The organism is Pseudomonas sp. SDO5591_S426, from assembly GCF_054070755.1.
This window is the reverse complement of sequence record NZ_JBSVXD010000128.1, coordinates 1-16,863: the sequence shown is the minus strand read 5'-3', so window position 1 is coordinate 16,863 and position 16,863 is coordinate 1. Positions and strand designations below refer to the sequence as shown.

General features: G+C 60.6%; 14 protein-coding genes. 13 read left to right on the top strand and 1 reads right to left on the bottom strand.

From position 1 onward, the window contains the following. The first annotated feature begins 80 nt into the window (after positions 1-80). Positions 81-692, top strand: coding sequence for a trimeric intracellular cation channel family protein (locus ACW9JC_RS21470; RefSeq protein WP_075947737.1), 612 nt, complete (start codon positions 81-83; stop codon positions 690-692). Here ACW9JC_RS21470 and queG read toward each other — a convergent pair. Further along, entirely contained in the window at positions 674-1,753 is a 1,080-nt protein-coding gene (queG, locus tag ACW9JC_RS21465; RefSeq protein WP_457457395.1) for a tRNA epoxyqueuosine(34) reductase QueG, read from the bottom strand. The genes ACW9JC_RS21470 and queG overlap by 19 nt on opposite strands. A 63-nt stretch (positions 1,754-1,816) precedes the next feature. Here queG and ACW9JC_RS21460 point away from each other — a divergent pair, with 63 nt between their 5' ends. The 12 genes from ACW9JC_RS21460 to ACW9JC_RS21405 all read left to right on the top strand — a co-directional run bounded on the left by ACW9JC_RS21460 (position 1,817) and on the right by ACW9JC_RS21405 (position 16,816). Beyond that, a complete protein-coding gene (locus tag ACW9JC_RS21460; RefSeq protein WP_457457393.1) occupies positions 1,817-3,316 on the top strand; it encodes an NAD(P)H-hydrate dehydratase in 1,500 nt (499 codons plus the stop codon). Then, on the top strand, positions 3,304-3,774 hold the full coding sequence (gene tsaE / locus ACW9JC_RS21455) for a tRNA (adenosine(37)-N6)-threonylcarbamoyltransferase complex ATPase subunit type 1 TsaE (protein WP_457457391.1): 471 nt from the start codon (positions 3,304-3,306) through the stop codon (positions 3,772-3,774). The genes ACW9JC_RS21460 and tsaE overlap by 13 nt, the downstream gene beginning before the upstream one ends. Then, entirely contained in the window at positions 3,775-5,205 is a 1,431-nt protein-coding gene (locus tag ACW9JC_RS21450; RefSeq protein ID WP_416130056.1) for an N-acetylmuramoyl-L-alanine amidase, read from the top strand. Then, positions 5,202-7,112, top strand: coding sequence for a DNA mismatch repair endonuclease MutL (gene mutL / locus ACW9JC_RS21445; protein WP_457457388.1), 1,911 nt, complete (start codon positions 5,202-5,204; stop codon positions 7,110-7,112). The genes ACW9JC_RS21450 and mutL overlap by 4 nt, the downstream gene beginning before the upstream one ends. Next, positions 7,112-8,083 carry a tRNA (adenosine(37)-N6)-dimethylallyltransferase MiaA gene (miaA, locus tag ACW9JC_RS21440; RefSeq protein WP_338586451.1) on the top strand — a complete coding sequence of 324 codons (972 nt, stop codon included), beginning with the start codon at positions 7,112-7,114 and terminating at the stop codon, positions 8,081-8,083. Before mutL ends, miaA begins: the two co-directional genes overlap by 1 nt. Before the next feature lie 93 nt (positions 8,084-8,176). Continuing rightward, entirely contained in the window at positions 8,177-8,437 is a 261-nt protein-coding gene (gene hfq / locus ACW9JC_RS21435; RefSeq protein ID WP_007902656.1) for an RNA chaperone Hfq, read from the top strand. A 12-nt stretch (positions 8,438-8,449) separates the two neighbouring features. After that, the gene (gene hflX / locus ACW9JC_RS21430; protein WP_338584427.1) at positions 8,450-9,751 is read left to right on the top strand and encodes a ribosome rescue GTPase HflX; all 1,302 of its coding nucleotides are present in this window, start codon (positions 8,450-8,452) and stop codon (positions 9,749-9,751) included. A gap of 96 nt (positions 9,752-9,847) precedes the next feature. Then, on the top strand, positions 9,848-11,020 hold the full coding sequence (hflK, locus tag ACW9JC_RS21425) for an FtsH protease activity modulator HflK (protein ID WP_338584428.1): 1,173 nt from the start codon (positions 9,848-9,850) through the stop codon (positions 11,018-11,020). Then, the gene (hflC, locus tag ACW9JC_RS21420) at positions 11,020-11,889 is read left to right on the top strand and encodes a protease modulator HflC (protein WP_046039827.1); all 870 of its coding nucleotides are present in this window, start codon (positions 11,020-11,022) and stop codon (positions 11,887-11,889) included. The genes hflK and hflC overlap by 1 nt, the downstream gene beginning before the upstream one ends. A 310-nt stretch (positions 11,890-12,199) precedes the next feature. Next, a complete protein-coding gene (locus ACW9JC_RS21415; RefSeq protein ID WP_448106130.1) occupies positions 12,200-13,387 on the top strand; it encodes an ATP phosphoribosyltransferase regulatory subunit in 1,188 nt (395 codons plus the stop codon). A gap of 54 nt (positions 13,388-13,441) precedes the next feature. Beyond that, positions 13,442-14,731: an adenylosuccinate synthase gene (locus ACW9JC_RS21410; RefSeq protein WP_110657998.1), complete on the top strand. Its 1,290-nt coding sequence runs from the start codon at positions 13,442-13,444 to the stop codon at positions 14,729-14,731. A 150-nt stretch (positions 14,732-14,881) separates the two neighbouring features. Beyond that, complete coding sequence (locus ACW9JC_RS21405; RefSeq protein ID WP_416130060.1) at positions 14,882-16,816, top strand: methyl-accepting chemotaxis protein; 1,935 nt, start codon at positions 14,882-14,884, stop codon at positions 16,814-16,816. Positions 16,817-16,863: the final 47 nt, after the last annotated feature.

The following is a 16,863-nucleotide window of genomic DNA, read 5'->3' as shown; positions in this document are numbered from 1 at the left end:
GCCTGCGGCAGCTCCTACATGGGATGTGTTGTCATTGTGAAAGTGAGTAGACTGCGCGCCTTTTTGCAAGGATCGCCACCATGTTGCTGATGCTCTACCTGATCGCCATCACCGCCGAAGCCATGACCGGCGCCCTGTCTGCGGGGCGTCGTGGCATGGACTGGTTTGGCGTGGTGCTGATTGCTTGCGTCACGGCGTTGGGCGGCGGTTCGGTACGCGACGTGCTGCTCGGCCACTACCCGCTGACCTGGGTCAAACACCCGGAATATCTGGTCCTGACCACCATCGCGGCAATGTTTACCGTGTTCACCGCGCGCTGGATGCGTCACCTGCGCTCGTTGTTTCTGGTGCTCGACGCCGTGGGTCTGGTGGCATTCACCCTGATCGGCTGCATGACCGCCCTGGAAATGGGACATGGCATGTTGGTCGCGTCGGTCAGCGGTGTGATCACTGGGGTTTTCGGCGGCATCCTGCGGGATATCTTCTGCAACGATATTCCGCTGATCTTTCGCCGAGAGCTGTACGCCAGCGTCTCGTTCGCGGCGGCATGGTGCTACATGCTCTGTCTGTACCTGAATTTGCCGGGAGAACAGGCGATCCTGATCACGCTGTTCGGTGGCTTCCTGCTGCGATTACTGGCGATCCGTTTCCATTGGGAAATGCCTAAATTCGTTTACAACGACGAAGCCTGACGCTCGGCATGTTGTTTTAGCGCCCATTCGACGTGTTCCCGCACCAATTCTGACGGATAGTCGCGTCGCGCCTTGAGCGCTTCCAGCACTGGAATCGTTGAAGGCGCATTGCCCAAGCCCACCGCCAGATTACGCAACCAGTTTTCATAACCCGTCCGGCGCAGTGGCGAACCTTCGGTGCTGCTCAGGAATTTGTCCTCGTCCCACATGAACAGATCCGCCAGCCCGGCGTTGTCCAGGTTGTGGCGCGGCTTGAAATCGCCTTCGCCGGACGGACGGGCGAAGCGGTTCCACGGGCAGACGATCTGGCAGTCATCGCAACCGAACACCCGGTTGCCGATCAGCGGTCGCAGGTCTTCGGGGATGGCGCCTTTCAGTTCGATGGTCAGGTAGGAAATGCAGCGTCGGGCGTCCAGCACATACGGTCCGACGAAGGCGTTGGTCGGGCAGATGTCGAGGCAGGCGCTGCAACGACCGCAGTGTTCGGTGGCGTGGGGCGGGTCCACGGGCAGCGGCAAATCGACGAACAGTTCAGCGAGAAAGAAATAACTGCCGGCCTTGCGATTCAAGACCAGCGTATTTTTGCCGATCCATCCAAGGCCGGCGTGTTCGGCGATGGCTTTTTCCAGCACCGGCGCACTGTCGACGAAGGCGCGAAAACCGAATGGGCCGATCTCGGCCTGAATTTTATCTGCCAGTTGTTGCACGCGTTTGCGGATCAATTTGTGGTAATCGCGGCCCAAGGCATAACGCGAGACGTAGGCTTTTTCCGGTTGGGCGAGGACTTTCGCCATTTGCGTGTCGCCGGACAGGTAGTCCATGCGCAGCGAAACCACGCGCAACGTGCCCGGCACCAGTTCATCCGGATGCGAGCGTTTGCTGCCGTGGGCGCCCATGTAATCCATTTCGCCGTGGTAGCCGGCGTCGAGCCAGCGCTGCAAATGCTGCTCGTGCTCGCCCAGGTCGAGACCGCTGATGCCGACTTGCTGAAAGCCCAGCTCGCGGCCCCAGTCCTTGATGGATTGGGCGAGGGCGGGCAGGTCTGTGGTAATAGCGGGCATGAGGCGAGAGAAACCGGAGCTGAGGTGCGTATAATTCTGCCAGACATCGGAGCCTGAAGACGCATGCCGCACACTAAAGATGAATTACCCGACGCGCTGTACAGCGCCGCGCAGGTCCGAGGGCTCGATGCGAGCCTGATCGCGGCTGGCACTCCGGGCTTCGAATTGATGCAGCGCGCGGCGCGGGCGACCTGGCGCGCGCTGGTTCGCCAGTGGCCGACGGCGAACGAATTGACGGTTGTCGCCGGTCACGGCAATAACGCCGGCGATGGTTACCTGCTGGCCGTGCTGGCCCAACGTGCGGGGTGGTCGGTGCGGGTGCTGGCGGCAGGTGATCCGCAGCAACTGCGCGGTGATGCGGCATCGGCCCATGCCGAGGCAGTATCGGAAAAAGTCTCCGTCGAGTCCTGGACAGAAAGGGCTCAACTGCGCGGCATCTTGCTGGACGCTTTGCTCGGCACCGGCCTGTCTGGCGAGGTGCGCGAGCACTACGCCAGTGTTATCGCGACGATCAACGCCAGTGGCTTGCCCGTTGTGGCGGTGGATATACCTTCCGGACTGTGTGCCGATACCGGTCGTCTCCTTGGCGGCGCGGTGCGAGCCGACCTGACCGTGACCTTCATCGGCTTGAAACTGGGATTGTTCACCGGCGATGCGGCGGATGTGGTGGGCGAACTGGTGTTCAATGATTTGCACGCCGATCCGCAGCTGATCGAGGCTGCGCCGATGACCGCACGTCGTTTGGCTGCCGGCAACCTCCCGCCTCTGGCTTCACGCGCACCCACTTCCCATAAAGGCAGGTTCGGCCATGTGCTGCTGATCGGCGGCGATCGCGGCTTCGGTGGTGCGATCCTGTTGAGTGCGCAAAGTGCGCTGCGCAGCGGTGCCGGCATGGTGTCGGTGGCGACCCGCAGCGAACACGTGCCCGCCGCTCTGGCGCGGATTCCCGAGGCGATGGTACTGGGCACTTCGTCGGCCAACCAGTTGATGGGTTTGCTTCAAAAAGTTTCCGTGCTGGTTGTCGGCCCGGGACTTGGGCAGGCTGGCTGGGGGCGCAGTCTGCTATCGGCCGCCGCCAATGCGCCGCTGCCGCAAGTCTGGGATGCCGATGCGCTGAACATGCTGGCCGAGGAACGCTTGAGCTTGCCCAAGGATTGCGTGATCACGCCGCATCCGGGCGAAGCAGCACGCTTGTTGGGGATAAGTACTGCCGAGGTGCAGGCGGATCGTCCTGCGGCGGCCCATGCGTTGAGCAAAAAATATACAGCCGTGGTTGTGCTTAAAGGCGCCGGCAGTTTGATTGCCTGTCCCGACGGGCGGCTGGCCGTGTGTCATCAGGGGCATCCAGCGATGGCGACGGCAGGTTTGGGCGATGTGCTGGCCGGTCTGGTCGGCGCACTGCTGGCTCAAGGCATGACCGCATTCGACGCGGCCTGCCTGGCAGTCTGGCTGCACGCCAATGCCGGTGAGCAACAAGGGAAATTCGGCCGTGGGCTGGCGGCCAGTGATCTGATACCAGCCATTCGTCAGTTGTTGGAGGAGCAAGCACCGTGTCTGAAGTAACCCTGTACCTGGCTGATGAAGAGGCGATGACCGCATTTGGCGCGCGTATCGCTCAAACGACTCAAGGGCACGGTTTGATTTTTCTTGAAGGCAACCTGGGGATGGGTAAAACCACGCTGTCGCGGGGCATCATCCGTGGTCTTGGCCATGTCGGGGCGGTGAAAAGTCCGACCTTCACGTTGGTTGAACCCTACGAGATCGGCGACATTCGCGCCTTCCACTTCGACCTGTATCGACTGGTCGACCCGGAAGAGCTGGAATTCCTCGGCATCCGCGACTACTTCGAAGACGATGCGTTGTGCCTGATCGAGTGGCCCGATAAAGGTGCAGGCTTTTTGCCAAAGCCTGACCTGACCATTACCATTAGCCCGCAAGACGGCGGACGTTCGCTGAAAATTTTATCCCAGGGCTCGCGTGGCGAGATCTGGTGTGCCGCTTTGGCATTGGAATCCAAATAAATGATGGGGTTAGGTATGCGCTTTCGCGCGTTGGTTGCTGCCGTTGGGGTGTTGTTTTTGGCGGTGACCGTCGACGCTGTGGCCGAGACGAAGGTCAACAGTGTTCGCCTGTGGCGGGCGCCGGACAACACGCGGCTGGTGTTTGACCTGACAGGTCCCGTGCAGCACAGCGTCTTTACCCTGTCGGCCCCGGATCGCCTGGTCATCGACATCAATGGTGCCAGCCTCGGCGCGCCGCTGAACGTCAACACCTCGAACACCCCGATCACGTCCATGCGCTCGGCCCAACGCACGCCGACCGACTTGCGCGTGGTCATCGACCTGAAAAAGGCCGTCACGCCGAAAAGTTTCTCCCTGGCGCCTAACGCCCAGTACGGCAACCGACTGGTGGTCGACCTGTTTGACAACCCGGCCGACGCCGCGCCGCCACCAGCGCCGACGCCTTCGGTGGCCACGGTGCCTGCCGTCCCCGTCACGCCTACGGAGCCTGCGATCAAGTTGCCACCAGCCCCGGCCGGCAAGCGCGACATTGTTGTGGTGATCGATGCCGGTCACGGCGGTGAAGACCCGGGCGCTTCCGGCTCTCGCGGTCAGCGCGAGAAAGACGTGGTGCTGCAGATTGCCCGCGAAACGCAGCGCCAGGTCAACGGCATGAAAGGCTTCCGCGCCGAACTGACCCGCACCGGCGACTACTTCATTCCATTGCGCGGCCGTACGGAAATCGCCCGCAAGAAAGGCGCCGACCTGTTCGTCTCGATCCACGCTGACGCCGCGCCTTCTGCCGCAGCTTTTGGTGCCTCGGTGTTTGCCCTGTCTGATCGCGGTGCTACTTCGGAGACCGCCCGTTGGCTGGCCGACAGCGAAAACCGTTCCGACTTGATCGGTGGCGCCGGCAACGTCAGCCTCGATGACAAGGACCGCATGCTCGCCGGTGTGCTGCTCGATCTGTCGATGACCGCGTCCCTGACGTCCAGCCTGAACGTTGGGCAGAAAGTCTTGAGCAACATTGGCCGGGTTACGCCGCTGCACAAACAGCGTGTCGAACAGGCCGGATTCATGGTGCTGAAGTCGCCGGATATTCCTTCGATCCTCGTGGAAACCGGATTCATCTCCAACGCCAACGAAGCCTCGAAACTCGCTGCATCGAGCCACCAGCAAGCGCTGGCCCGTTCCATCAGCAGCGGCGTGCGCCAGTTCTTCCAGCAGAACCCGCCACCGGGCACTTACATCGCCTGGTTGCGTGACTCCGGGAAAATCGCTCAAGGGCCGCGTGATCACCGGGTAAACCCGGGCGAGACGCTGGCGATGATCGCCGTGCGTTATCAGGTGTCGCCCGCCGCGGTGCGCAGCGCCAACAACCTGTCGAGCGATGAACTCAAGATCGGTCAGCACCTGACCATTCCGGGCAATGATCTGGCGGCCAAAGAATGAATCAGGTCGTGAACAACAGCGCTCGCATCGAGCTCCTCAGCCCGCGTCTGGCGAACCAGATTGCTGCCGGTGAGGTGGTTGAACGCCCGGCTTCGGTGATCAAGGAGTTGCTGGAAAACAGCCTCGACTCCGGCGCCAAGCGCATCGACGTCGATGTGGAGTTGGGCGGCGTCAAGCTGCTGCGGGTGCGCGACGATGGCAGCGGCATTTCTGCCGATGACCTGCCGCTGGCCCTGGCGCGACACGCCACCAGCAAGATCCGCAATCTGGAAGACCTTGAACAGGTCATGAGCCTGGGCTTTCGTGGTGAAGCACTGGCGTCGATCAGCTCCGTGGCGCGCCTGACCCTGACTTCCCGCACCCGCGATGCCGATCAGGCCTGGCAGGTGGAAACCGAAGGCCGCGACATGGCGCCTCGAGTGCAACCGGCGGCGCATCCGGTGGGCACATCGGTGGAAGTGCGCGACCTGTTTTTCAACACCCCGGCGCGGCGCAAGTTTCTCAAGACCGAAAAAACCGAATTCGATCACCTGCAAGAAGTTATCAAGCGTCTGGCGTTGGCGCGTTTCGACGTGGCATTCCACCTGCGCCACAACGGCAAGACCATCCTCAGCCTGCACGAGGCCCATGACGATGCGGCCCGCGCGCGGCGTGTGGCGGCAATCTGCGGCCCGGGTTTCCTGGAGCAGGCGCTGCCGATCGAAATCGAGCGCAATGGCCTGCATCTGTGGGGTTGGGTCGGTTTGCCGACGTTCAACCGCAGCCAGGCGGACTTGCAGTATTTCTTCGTCAACGGCCGCGCCGTGCGCGACAAACTGGTGGCTCACGCGGTGCGCCAGGCTTATCGCGACGTGCTGTTCAATGGTCGGCACCCGACGTTCGTGCTGTTTTTCGAGGTCGATCCGACGGGCGTCGACGTCAACGTGCACCCGACCAAGCACGAAGTGCGCTTCCGTGAAGGGCGCATGGTCCACGATTTCCTTTATGGCACCTTGCATCGCGCCTTGGGCGATGTACGGCCGGACGATCACCTGGCGGCACCGGTGGCGACGGCTATCGTTCGCCCTACAGGCCTCGATGCGGGTGAGTTCGGCCCTCAGGGCGAAATGCGTCTGGCGGCCAATGCGCTGCTGGAGCAGCCTCAGGCTCAGCCTTCGTTCAATACGCTTGCCGGTTCAGGCGCTGGCGCGGGTTATCAGTATCAATACACCCCGCGCCCGCAATCGGCCGTCCCTGCAGCCGAGGCGCAGGCAGCCTATCGCGAGTTTTTCGCACCGTTGCCCGAAGCCAATGCGGTCGCTCTCCCGGCCGGCCAGGATGATATTCCGCCGTTGGGTTACGCGTTGGCGCAGCTTAAAGGCATCTACATTCTTTCGGAAAACGCCCAAGGCCTGGTGCTGGTGGATATGCATGCCGCTCACGAGCGGATCATGTACGAGCGCCTGAAAGTCGCCATGGCCAGCGAAGGCCTGAGCGGTCAGCCGCTGCTGGTGCCGGAATCCCTGGCCGTCAGTCAGCGTGAAGCCGATTGCGCCGAAGAGCACGTCGCCTGGTTCCAGCGTCTGGGCTTTGAATTGCAACGTCTTGGTCCGGAAACCCTGGCCATCCGCCAGATTCCGGCACTGCTCAAGCAGGCCGAAGCTAACCGTCTGGTCGCTGATGTACTGGCTGACCTGATGGAGTACGGCACCAGCGATCGCATTCAGGCGCACATCAACGAATTGCTCGGAACCATGGCCTGTCACGGCGCCGTCCGTGCGAACCGGCGTCTGGCCATCCCGGAAATGAACGGTCTGCTGCGCGACATGGAAAACACCGAGCGCAGCGGTCAATGCAACCATGGCCGGCCGACCTGGACCCAACTGGGCCTGGACGATCTGGACAAACTGTTCTTGCGCGGTCGTTGATGAGCCAGCTCCCACCTGCGATTTTCCTGATGGGGCCGACCGCCGCCGGCAAGACCGACCTGGCCATCGAACTCACCAAGGTCCTGCCTTGCGAACTGATCAGCGTCGATTCGGCGCTGGTCTACCGTGGCATGGACATCGGCACCGCCAAGCCTTCCAAAGAGCTTCTGGCGCAATATCCACACCGGTTGATCGATATTCTCGACCCGGCCGAGAGCTATTCGGCTGCGGATTTTCGTCGTGACGCCCTCGAAGCCATGGCCGATATCACCGCTCGCGGAAAAATTCCGCTGTTGGTAGGCGGCACGATGCTCTACTACAAGGCTTTGCTCGAAGGCCTGGCAGAAATGCCGGCGGCCGATCCCGAGGTCCGTGCGCAAATCGAAGAAGAGGCTGCACGCCTTGGCTGGCAAGCCCTGCACGACCAATTGGCAGTGATCGACCCGGTTTCCGCGGCGCGGATTCATCCGAACGATCCGCAGCGTCTGAGTCGAGCGCTGGAAGTTTATCGCGTCAGCGGTCAAAGCATGACTGCCCTGCGCTTGCAACAAACTGCGCAAAGTACTGAAGCAGCCGCTTCGGGACGGCAACAATTGCCCTATACTGTCGCGAACTTGGCCATTGCTCCGGCAAATCGTCAGGTACTGCACGAGCGAATTAAACAAAGATTCACTTTAATGTTGGAACAGGGATTCATTGACGAGGTCGTAGCCCTGCGTAAGAGAAGTGACCTGCATGCCGGGTTGCCGTCTATACGTGCAGTAGGCTACCGCCAAGTCTGGGACTACCTGGATGGCAAGCTGACGTCAGCCGAGATGCAGGAGCGTGGAATTATCGCCACGCGCCAATTGGCAAAGCGGCAGTTCACCTGGCTGCGCAGTTGGGCTGATTTACACTGGCTGGACAGCCTGGATTGCGACAATCTGCCGCGCGCCTTGAAATACCTTGGGACCATCTCCATATTGAGCTGAGTCCTTGCAATTGCCGTCTATCCTTGGGGGTGTGGCGGCCAAAGCCATCTGTTTACCTATTTTTTATATTGAATCCTTAAAGGAGTGCGGCACATGTCAAAAGGGCATTCGCTACAAGACCCTTACTTGAATACTTTACGTAAAGAGAAAGTTGGGGTGTCCATCTACCTGGTCAACGGTATCAAACTGCAAGGTACGATCGAGTCTTTCGACCAGTTCGTTATCCTGCTGAAAAACACCGTCAGCCAAATGGTCTACAAACACGCTATCTCTACAGTAGTGCCGGTTCGTCCAATTCGTCTGCCTAGCGCAACCGAATCCGAAGCAGGTGATGCTGAGCCAGGTAACGCCTGATAGGAGTCTCCTTTGTTCTTTGAGCGCCACGGTGGCGGTGAGCGAGTCATCCTCGTTCACTTGGATGGACAGGACCCTGAGGCGCGCGAAGATCCGCAGGAGTTTCAGGAACTGGCTAATTCGGCAGGTGCCGAGACCGTCGCGTTTTTTAACGTGCCGCGTCATCGGCCAACTGCCAAGACCCTGATTGGCAGTGGCAAGGTCGAGGAACTGCGCGACCTGGTCAAAGCCGAGCAGGCCGATCTGGTGATTTTCAATCACATCCTCACGCCCAGTCAGGAACGTAACCTCGAACGTGTTTTCGAGTGTCGCGTGATCGACCGTACCGGTCTGATTCTCGATATTTTCGCCCAACGCGCCCGCACCCATGAAGGCAAGCTCCAGGTCGAACTGGCCCAGCTTGACCACATGAGTACCCGGCTGGTTCGTGGCTGGACTCACCTTGAGCGCCAAGGTGGCGGTATCGGCATGCGTGGCCCGGGTGAAACCCAGCTGGAAACCGACCGCCGTTTGCTGCGGGTTCGCCTGCGGCAGATCAAGGGGCGGCTGGAGAAAGTGCGCAGCCAGCGCGAACAGTCGCGCCGCGGCCGATCGCGTGCGGATATTCCTACCGTTTCCCTGGTGGGGTACACCAACGCCGGTAAATCCACGCTCTTCAATAACGTGACGAAATCCGACGTCTACGCAGCCGACCAATTGTTCGCCACGCTGGACCCGACCCTGCGTCGTCTGGAAATAGACGATCTGGGGCCGATTGTCCTGGCGGACACTGTGGGCTTCATTCGCCACTTGCCCCACAAGCTGGTCGAAGCATTCCGGTCTACCCTCGAAGAGTCGAGCAACTCCGATCTGTTGTTGCACGTGATCGATGCGGCCGAACCGGATCGCATGTTGCAGATCGAGCAGGTCATGGTGGTGCTGGGCGAGATTGGTGCTCAGGACTTGCCGATCCTCGAGGTCTATAACAAACTCGATTTGCTTGAAGGCGTTGAGCCACAAATCCAGCGCGACGAACACGGCAAGCCCCAACGGGTCTGGCTGTCGGCGCGTGATGGCAGTGGTCTGGAATTGCTTGAGCAAGCCATTGCCGAATTACTGGGCAGTGAATTGTTTGTCGGTACCCTGCGCTTGCCGCAACGATTCGCTCGACTGCGTGCGCAGTTCTTCGAACTCGGTGCGGTGCAAAAAGAAGAACACGACGAAGAAGGCATCAGTTTGCTGGCCGTTCGTTTGCCCCGGGTCGAGTTGAATCGACTGGTAAGCCGCGAGGGATTGCAGCCGATGGAATTCATCGAGCAACACACTTTGCAATAAAAGCCTGAGAAAGCGGTTGTGCCGTGGTGACAGGCATTCTGTAGCATTGGTCGGCGCGCCGTGGGTGCGTCTTTGCTTTATCAGATGGAGAGCGCTATGGCTTGGAATGAGCCGGGTGGCAACTCGAATAATCAGGACCCTTGGGGTGGCAAGCGTCGTAACAACGGCGACCGCAAGGGACCACCGGATCTCGACGAGGCCTTCCGAAAGCTGCAGGAAAGCCTGAACGGGTTGTTCGGTGGTGGTAAGAAACGTGGTGATGACGGCGGTGGTTCGGGCAAGAGTGGCGGCTTCGGCGGCCTGCTCGGCATCGGCCTTGTCGTGCTGGCGGCCGTGTGGCTGTACAGCGCGGTCTATGTAGTCGACGAGCAGGAGCAAGCCGTGGTGCTGCGCTTCGGCAAGTACTACGAAACCGTCGGCCCGGGTCTGAACATCTATTTCCCGCCGATCGACAAAAAGTACATGGAAAACGTAACGCGTGAGCGTGCGTACACCAAGCAAGGCCAGATGCTGACCGAAGACGAAAACATCGTCGAAGTGCCGCTGACCGTGCAGTACAAGATCAGCAACCTGCAGGACTTCGTGCTAAGCGTCGACCAGCCGGAAATCAGCCTGCAACACGCGACCGACAGCGCCTTGCGCCATGTGGTGGGTTCCACCGCCATGGACCAGGTACTGACCGAAGGTCGTGAGCTGATGGCCAGCGAAATCAAGGAGCGTCTGCAACGCTTCATGGATACCTATCGCACCGGTATCACCGTCACTCAGGTCAACGTACAGAGCGCAGCAGCACCGCGTGAAGTGCAGGAAGCCTTCGATGACGTGATCCGTGCCCGTGAAGATGAGCAGCGTTCGCGCAACCAGGCTGAAACCTATGCCAACGGCGTCGTGCCGGAAGCCCGTGGTCAGGCCCAGCGTATCCTCGAAGATGCCAATGGTTACCGTGACGAAACCGTCTCGCGTGCCAAGGGTGAAGCCGATCGCTTCACTAAACTGGTCGCCGAGTATCGCAAGGCACCTGAAGTCACCCGCCAGCGTCTGTACCTGGACACCATGCAGGAAGTCTTCAGCAACACCAGCAAGGTTCTCGTGACCGGCAACAAGAATGGCCAGAGCAACCTGCTCTACCTGCCTCTGGACAAGATGGTCGAAAGTGGTCGCAGCACCAGCACTCCGGTGACCGGCGCGGCAGCCAGCAGCAATGAAGCGAATGCGCGTGCGGCAGCTGATCTGCAGCAACAGCAAGCACGTACCAGGGAGAGTCGCTGATGAGCAATAAATCGCTGATCGCCCTTATTGTCGGCGTCGTCGTGGCGATCGCTGCCTGGAACTGCTTCTACATCGTGGCTCAGACCGAGCGTGCGGTGTTGCTGCAGTTCGGTCGCGTGGTTCAGACTGATGTTCAGCCAGGCCTGCATGTGAAAGTGCCTTACGTTAACCAGGTGCGTAAATTCGACGCACGCCTGATGACGCTGGATGCACCGACACAACGCTTCCTGACGCTGGAAAAGAAAGCGGTAATGGTCGATGCCTACGCCAAGTGGCGCGTGAAGGACGCCGAGCGTTTCTACACCGCGACTTCCGGTCTCAAGCAAATCGCCGACGAGCGTCTGTCCCGTCGTCTGGAGTCGGGTCTGCGTGACCAGTTCGGTAAGCGCACCCTGCACGAGGTTGTGTCGGGTGAACGTGATGCGCTGATGGCGGATATCACGGCTTCGCTGAACAAGATGGCCGAAAAAGAGCTGGGCATCGAAGTTGTCGATGTTCGGGTCAAGACCATCGACCTGCCAAAAGAAGTGAACCGCAGCGTGTTCGAACGTATGAGCACCGAGCGTGAGCGTGAAGCTCGCGAGCACCGCGCCAAGGGTAACGAGCTGGCTGAAGGCATCCGTGCTGACGCCGATCGTCAACGCCGCGTGCTGCTGGCTGAAGCCTATCGTGAATCGGAAGAGGTTCGCGGTGACGGTGACGCCCAGGCTGCTGCGATCTACTCCAAGGCCTACGGCCAGGATCAGGAGTTCTACGCGTTCTACCGTAGCCTGCGTGCCTACCGTGAAAGCTTCGCGAACAAATCCGACGTCATGGTCCTCGACCCAAGCAGTGACTTCTTCCACTACCTGGAAAAAGCCAAGCCTTGATACGACGTTGACCTGAATCATCCCGCCGGGCGGCTAAAACCTCTGGCGGGGTGATCCTTTGGGAAAACGTGTGTATGATGCGGCAGCCGGGAAATTCCCGGCTTTTTTGCGTCTGCACGTTTGATTGCTGTTTTTAAGCAGATGCCGGGCTGAAAGGCTCGACAGGATTTTCGAGGAAAGTGGTTGGCGAAGCCGGTAAAAGGCTTTTCGCTCCGTCGCTCATGCGCGTGGTTTGCGCATGAGCCGATCATTTTCTGCTTCACTCAAGGCTCGGCCGAGGGCTGGCCGCCCGGATATAGGGGAAGGCGTAATGGCAACGGTAGACCGCTGGCTGCTGCCAGATGGCATCGAAGAAGTACTGCCACCGGAAGCTGCGCGTATTGAAGTCGCGCGTCGTCAGGTGTTGGATCTGTTCCAGAGCTGGGGTTACGAGTTTGTCGTGACTCCCCATATCGAGTACCTGGAATCCCTGCTGACCGGCGCGGGCTCCGACCTCGATCTGCGTACCTTCAAGGTCATCGACCCGCAGTCGGGCCGGCAGATGGGTTTTCGCGCCGACATCACGCCGCAGGTGGCGCGCATCGATGCGCATACCCTGCGTCGCGAAGGTCCAAGCCGTCTGTGCTATGCCGGCAGTGTGCTGCATGCTCAGCCACGTGCCTTGTCGTCCTCGCGCAGCCCGATCCAGCTGGGCGCCGAGTTGTACGGCGATGGCAGCCCGAGCAGCGACGTTGAAGTCATCAGCCTGATGCTGGCCATGCTGCAACTGGCCGACGTGCCGGATGTGCACATGGACCTCGGCCATGTAGGCATTTACCGCGGGCTGGCCCGTGCTGCCGGTTTGTCCGGTGAAGTCGAGCAGCAGTTGTTCGATGCGTTGCAACGTAAAGCCATCGACGAGGTCATTACCTTGACCGAAGGCTTGCCTGCCGATCTGTCGGATATGCTGCGCGCGTTGGTCGACCTGTGTGGCGGCCGTGAAGTGCTGGCGGCTGCGCGTGAGCGTTTGGCCAAGGCTCCGGCCCCGGTTCTGGCGGCACTGGATGACTTGCTGGCGATTGCCGAGCGTCTGTCCGTGCGTTTCCCGGAGCTGCCGCTGTACTTCGACCTGGGCGAGTTGCGTGGTTACCACTACCACACCGGTGTGGTGTTCGCGGTGTTCGTACCGGGCGTTGGCCAGTCCATTGCCCAGGGCGGTCGTTATGACGATATCGGCGCTGACTTCGGTCGCGCTCGTCCGGCAACCGGTTTCTCTACCGATTTGAAAACCCTGGTGACCCTGGGGCGTGCTGAAATCGAGCTACCGTCTGGCGGTATCTGGATGCCTGACAGTACGGATGCGGCACTCTGGCAGCAGGTTTGCCAGTTGCGCAGTGAGGGTCAGCGTGTCGTCCAGGCATTGCCTGGACAACCTTTGGCCGCCGCCCGTGAAGCGGACTGCGACCGGCAATTGATCCAGCAGAACGGGCTTTGGCAAGTATCGCCACTGGCTTCTTGAGTTTTCCTGCCGGCCGCCGCCGGCACCAAGTTTGCGCGAATGAGGACAAGTGTTATGGGTAAGAATGTCGTAGTCCTGGGCACCCAATGGGGTGATGAGGGCAAAGGCAAGATCGTTGATCTGCTGACCGAACATGCTGCCGCCGTAGTGCGCTACCAGGGTGGCCACAACGCTGGCCACACGCTGGTGATCGATGGCGAAAAAACTGTCTTGCACCTGATCCCGTCGGGCGTGCTGCGCGAAGGCGTGCAGTGCCTGATCGGTAACGGCGTGGTGGTTGCACCTGACGCCCTGCTGCGCGAGATCACCAAGCTGGAAGAGAAAGGCGTTCCGGTGCGTGAGCGCCTGCGTATCAGCCCGTCCTGCCCGCTGATCCTGTCCTTCCACGTTGCGCTGGACCAGGCCCGTGAAAAGGCCCGTGGCGAGCTGAAGATCGGTACCACCGGTCGCGGCATCGGCCCGGCCTACGAAGACAAGGTTGCACGTCGTGGCCTGCGTGTGGGCGACCTGCTCAACATGCCGCGCTTTGAAGACAAACTGCGTGAACTGGTGGACTACCACAACTTCATGCTGGTGGGTTACTACAAAGAGCCAGCCATCGAGTTCGACAAGACCCTGGCCGAGTGCAAAGAATACGCTGAGCTGCTCAAGCCGCTTATGCTGGACGTGACTGCCGAGCTGCACGACCTGCGTCGCGCTGGCAAAGACATCATGTTCGAAGGCGCCCAGGGCTCCCTGCTGGACATCGACCACGGTACCTACCCGTACGTGACCAGCTCGAACACCACCGCTGGTGGCGTTGCTACCGGTTCGGGTGTTGGCCCGATGTTCCTGGACTATATCCTCGGCATCACCAAGGCTTACACCACGCGCGTAGGTTCGGGTCCGTTCCCGACTGAGCTGTTCGACGAAGTCGGCGCGCACCTGGCCAAACAAGGTCACGAGTTCGGCGCGACGACTGGCCGTGCCCGTCGTTGTGGCTGGTTCGACGCCGTTATCCTGCGTCGCGCTATCGATGTGAACAGCATTTCGGGCATCTGCCTGACCAAGCTGGACGTACTCGACGGTCTGGAAACCATCAATATCTGCGTCGGCTACAAAGATGCGCAGGGTAATGCGGTTGCCCCGACTGATGCAGACAGCTACGTAGGCCTGCAGCCTGTGTACGAAGAAGTGCCGGGCTGGACCGAGTCGACCGTGGGTGCCAAAACCCTGGAAGAGCTGCCAGCTAACGCCCGTGCTTACATCAAACGCGTCGAAGAGCTGATCGGCGCGCCGATTGACATTATTTCGACGGGGCCTGATCGCAACGAAACCATCGTTCTGCGTCATCCGTTCGCTTGATAAGTCATTGAAGTGAAACACAAAGGGTCCTTAATCGGACCCTTTGTCGTTTATGCCTGTCGTGCGGCACGACCTTTGCTGTGAACATTAAAAAAAGCATCGCTTACGGCGTGCTATCAATTTAATGGCGCCAAAGCAGAGGGATTCCAAGTGTCGGCCGTTCTCTCACTGTTACAAAGCCGTTTACTGCGGCCTGTGTTCGTTACCCTCGGTATCGCCCTTTTGGTGCAGGTGCTGGTGGCTGTTGCTCTGACCCGGAGCACGGTGACCGCGCTGGAAGCCGATTTGGGTGTGCGCCTGGGCGCGGACAGTCAAAAGCTTTCGGGCGAACTCGAGCAGGCGGGGCGTGAAGTCACGTCGAGCCTCGACAGTCTCTCCACCAGCACCCGTCAACGCCTCACGGCAGGTTTGTCTTCTCGTTTGAAGGACGAGCAGGCGCAGCTGCGTGCGACGCTGGAAAAAGACCTGAAGGACTCCGCCAATGATATGGCGCAGCTCCTGGCCTCGGTCGCACCGCGTGCCATGTGGGACAGCGACGTTCCAACCCTCTCCGAATTCGCCCGTCGTGCGCAGCGCAATCCCAACGTGTTATTCGTGGTCTACGACGATGCGACGGGTCAGCACTTGACGCGCTACCTCAACCGGGAAAATCCGATCAACAAGGCCCTGCTGGAAAAAGGCCAGGGCGAGCGGGCGCTGGACAAGGTGCTGGATGCGGCGAAGAACGATCCTTCGGTGTTCTACATCGAGGCATCGATCAATCCCAATGGCGTCGAAATCGGCAAGGTATTGATGGGCGTCTCGACCGCCTCGGTCGAAACCGATCTCGCGGCTTTGGACAAGCGCTTCTCTGCGCTAATCGCCAGCAGCGATCAATTGGTCGGCGACAGCCTCAAGGGCGCGGCGGCCGACAGTGCGACAGCCATGCGTGCGCGCCTGCAGTCGGCGCAGTCGACGGCATCGGAAATGAAAGCCAATACCACCAGTACGGTGCAGGAAGCGGCGTCCACCTTGCGCTGGCGCATCGGCGTGTTTCTGGCGGTGGTGGGCTTCGGTGTCCTGCTATTGCTGGCGGTGGTGCTTGGGCGACGGGTGGTCAATCGCCTGAAAATGCTGATCGTTGCCATGGATGACCTGGCAGCGGGCGAGGGTGACCTGACCAAGCGCGTACAGATCAACAGCAAGGACGAAATCGGCGACATGGCCTCGGCGGTCAATCGCTTTGTGGATAAGTTGCAACCGATCGTGCGCGAGGCGGGCGATGTTGCACAGCGCACCGGTGTGGAAATCGGCGCGATGACCCTGCGCAACGCCGGGGCCGATGCGGCGGCGGGCATGCAGCGTGATGAAGTGGCTGAAAGTCTGCGGGCCTTGTCGCAAATGGCGGACGAAGCTCAGTCAGAAAGCCATGCCATGCAGGCGGCATTGAAGCAGGTTGTGGATATCCGCCAAGCCACCGATGAAAACACCCGGACCTCGGCGAAAGTCGGCAGCCTGATCGAGGCATTGGCCGGGCAGGTCGATACCGGCGCGCAAGTGATTGAGCGACTGGCGCAGCAGAGTGAGCAGATTGAAGTGGTACTGACGGTGATTCACGGGATCGCCGAGCAAACCAACCTGCTGGCGCTGAACGCGGCCATCGAAGCGGCGCGAGCCGGCGAGACCGGGCGCGGGTTTGCGGTGGTGGCTGACGAAGTGCGGGCACTGGCGAGCAAGACCCAGAGCTCCACCGGCGATATTCAGGCGCATATCGTGGCGTTGCAGCAGGGTGCGCGCGAAGCGGTGGCGGCAATTGGTCAGGCGGGACGTCAGGCTAGCGAAGGGTTGCTGGTCTTGCGTGACAGCGCGCGGTTGCAGCAGTCGGTGCAGGCATCGGTGGAGCAGGTGCACGCGGCGATCGGCCTGGCGACCCAGGCCGCAGCGCATCAGGCCAAGGGTGCGCAGGCCGTGCGCGGGCGGGTCGAGACCATTCATGCCCAGGCCGAGAAAGCGGCTCAGGCGGTGGTGGAAACCACGGCCAGCGGCAAGGTGCTGGATGGGTTGGCGGCGCAGTTGAAGGCTAGCCTGGGGCAGTTCCGGGCGTAAAAGATCAAAAGATCGCAGCCTTCGGCAGCTCCTACAGGGGAATGTGC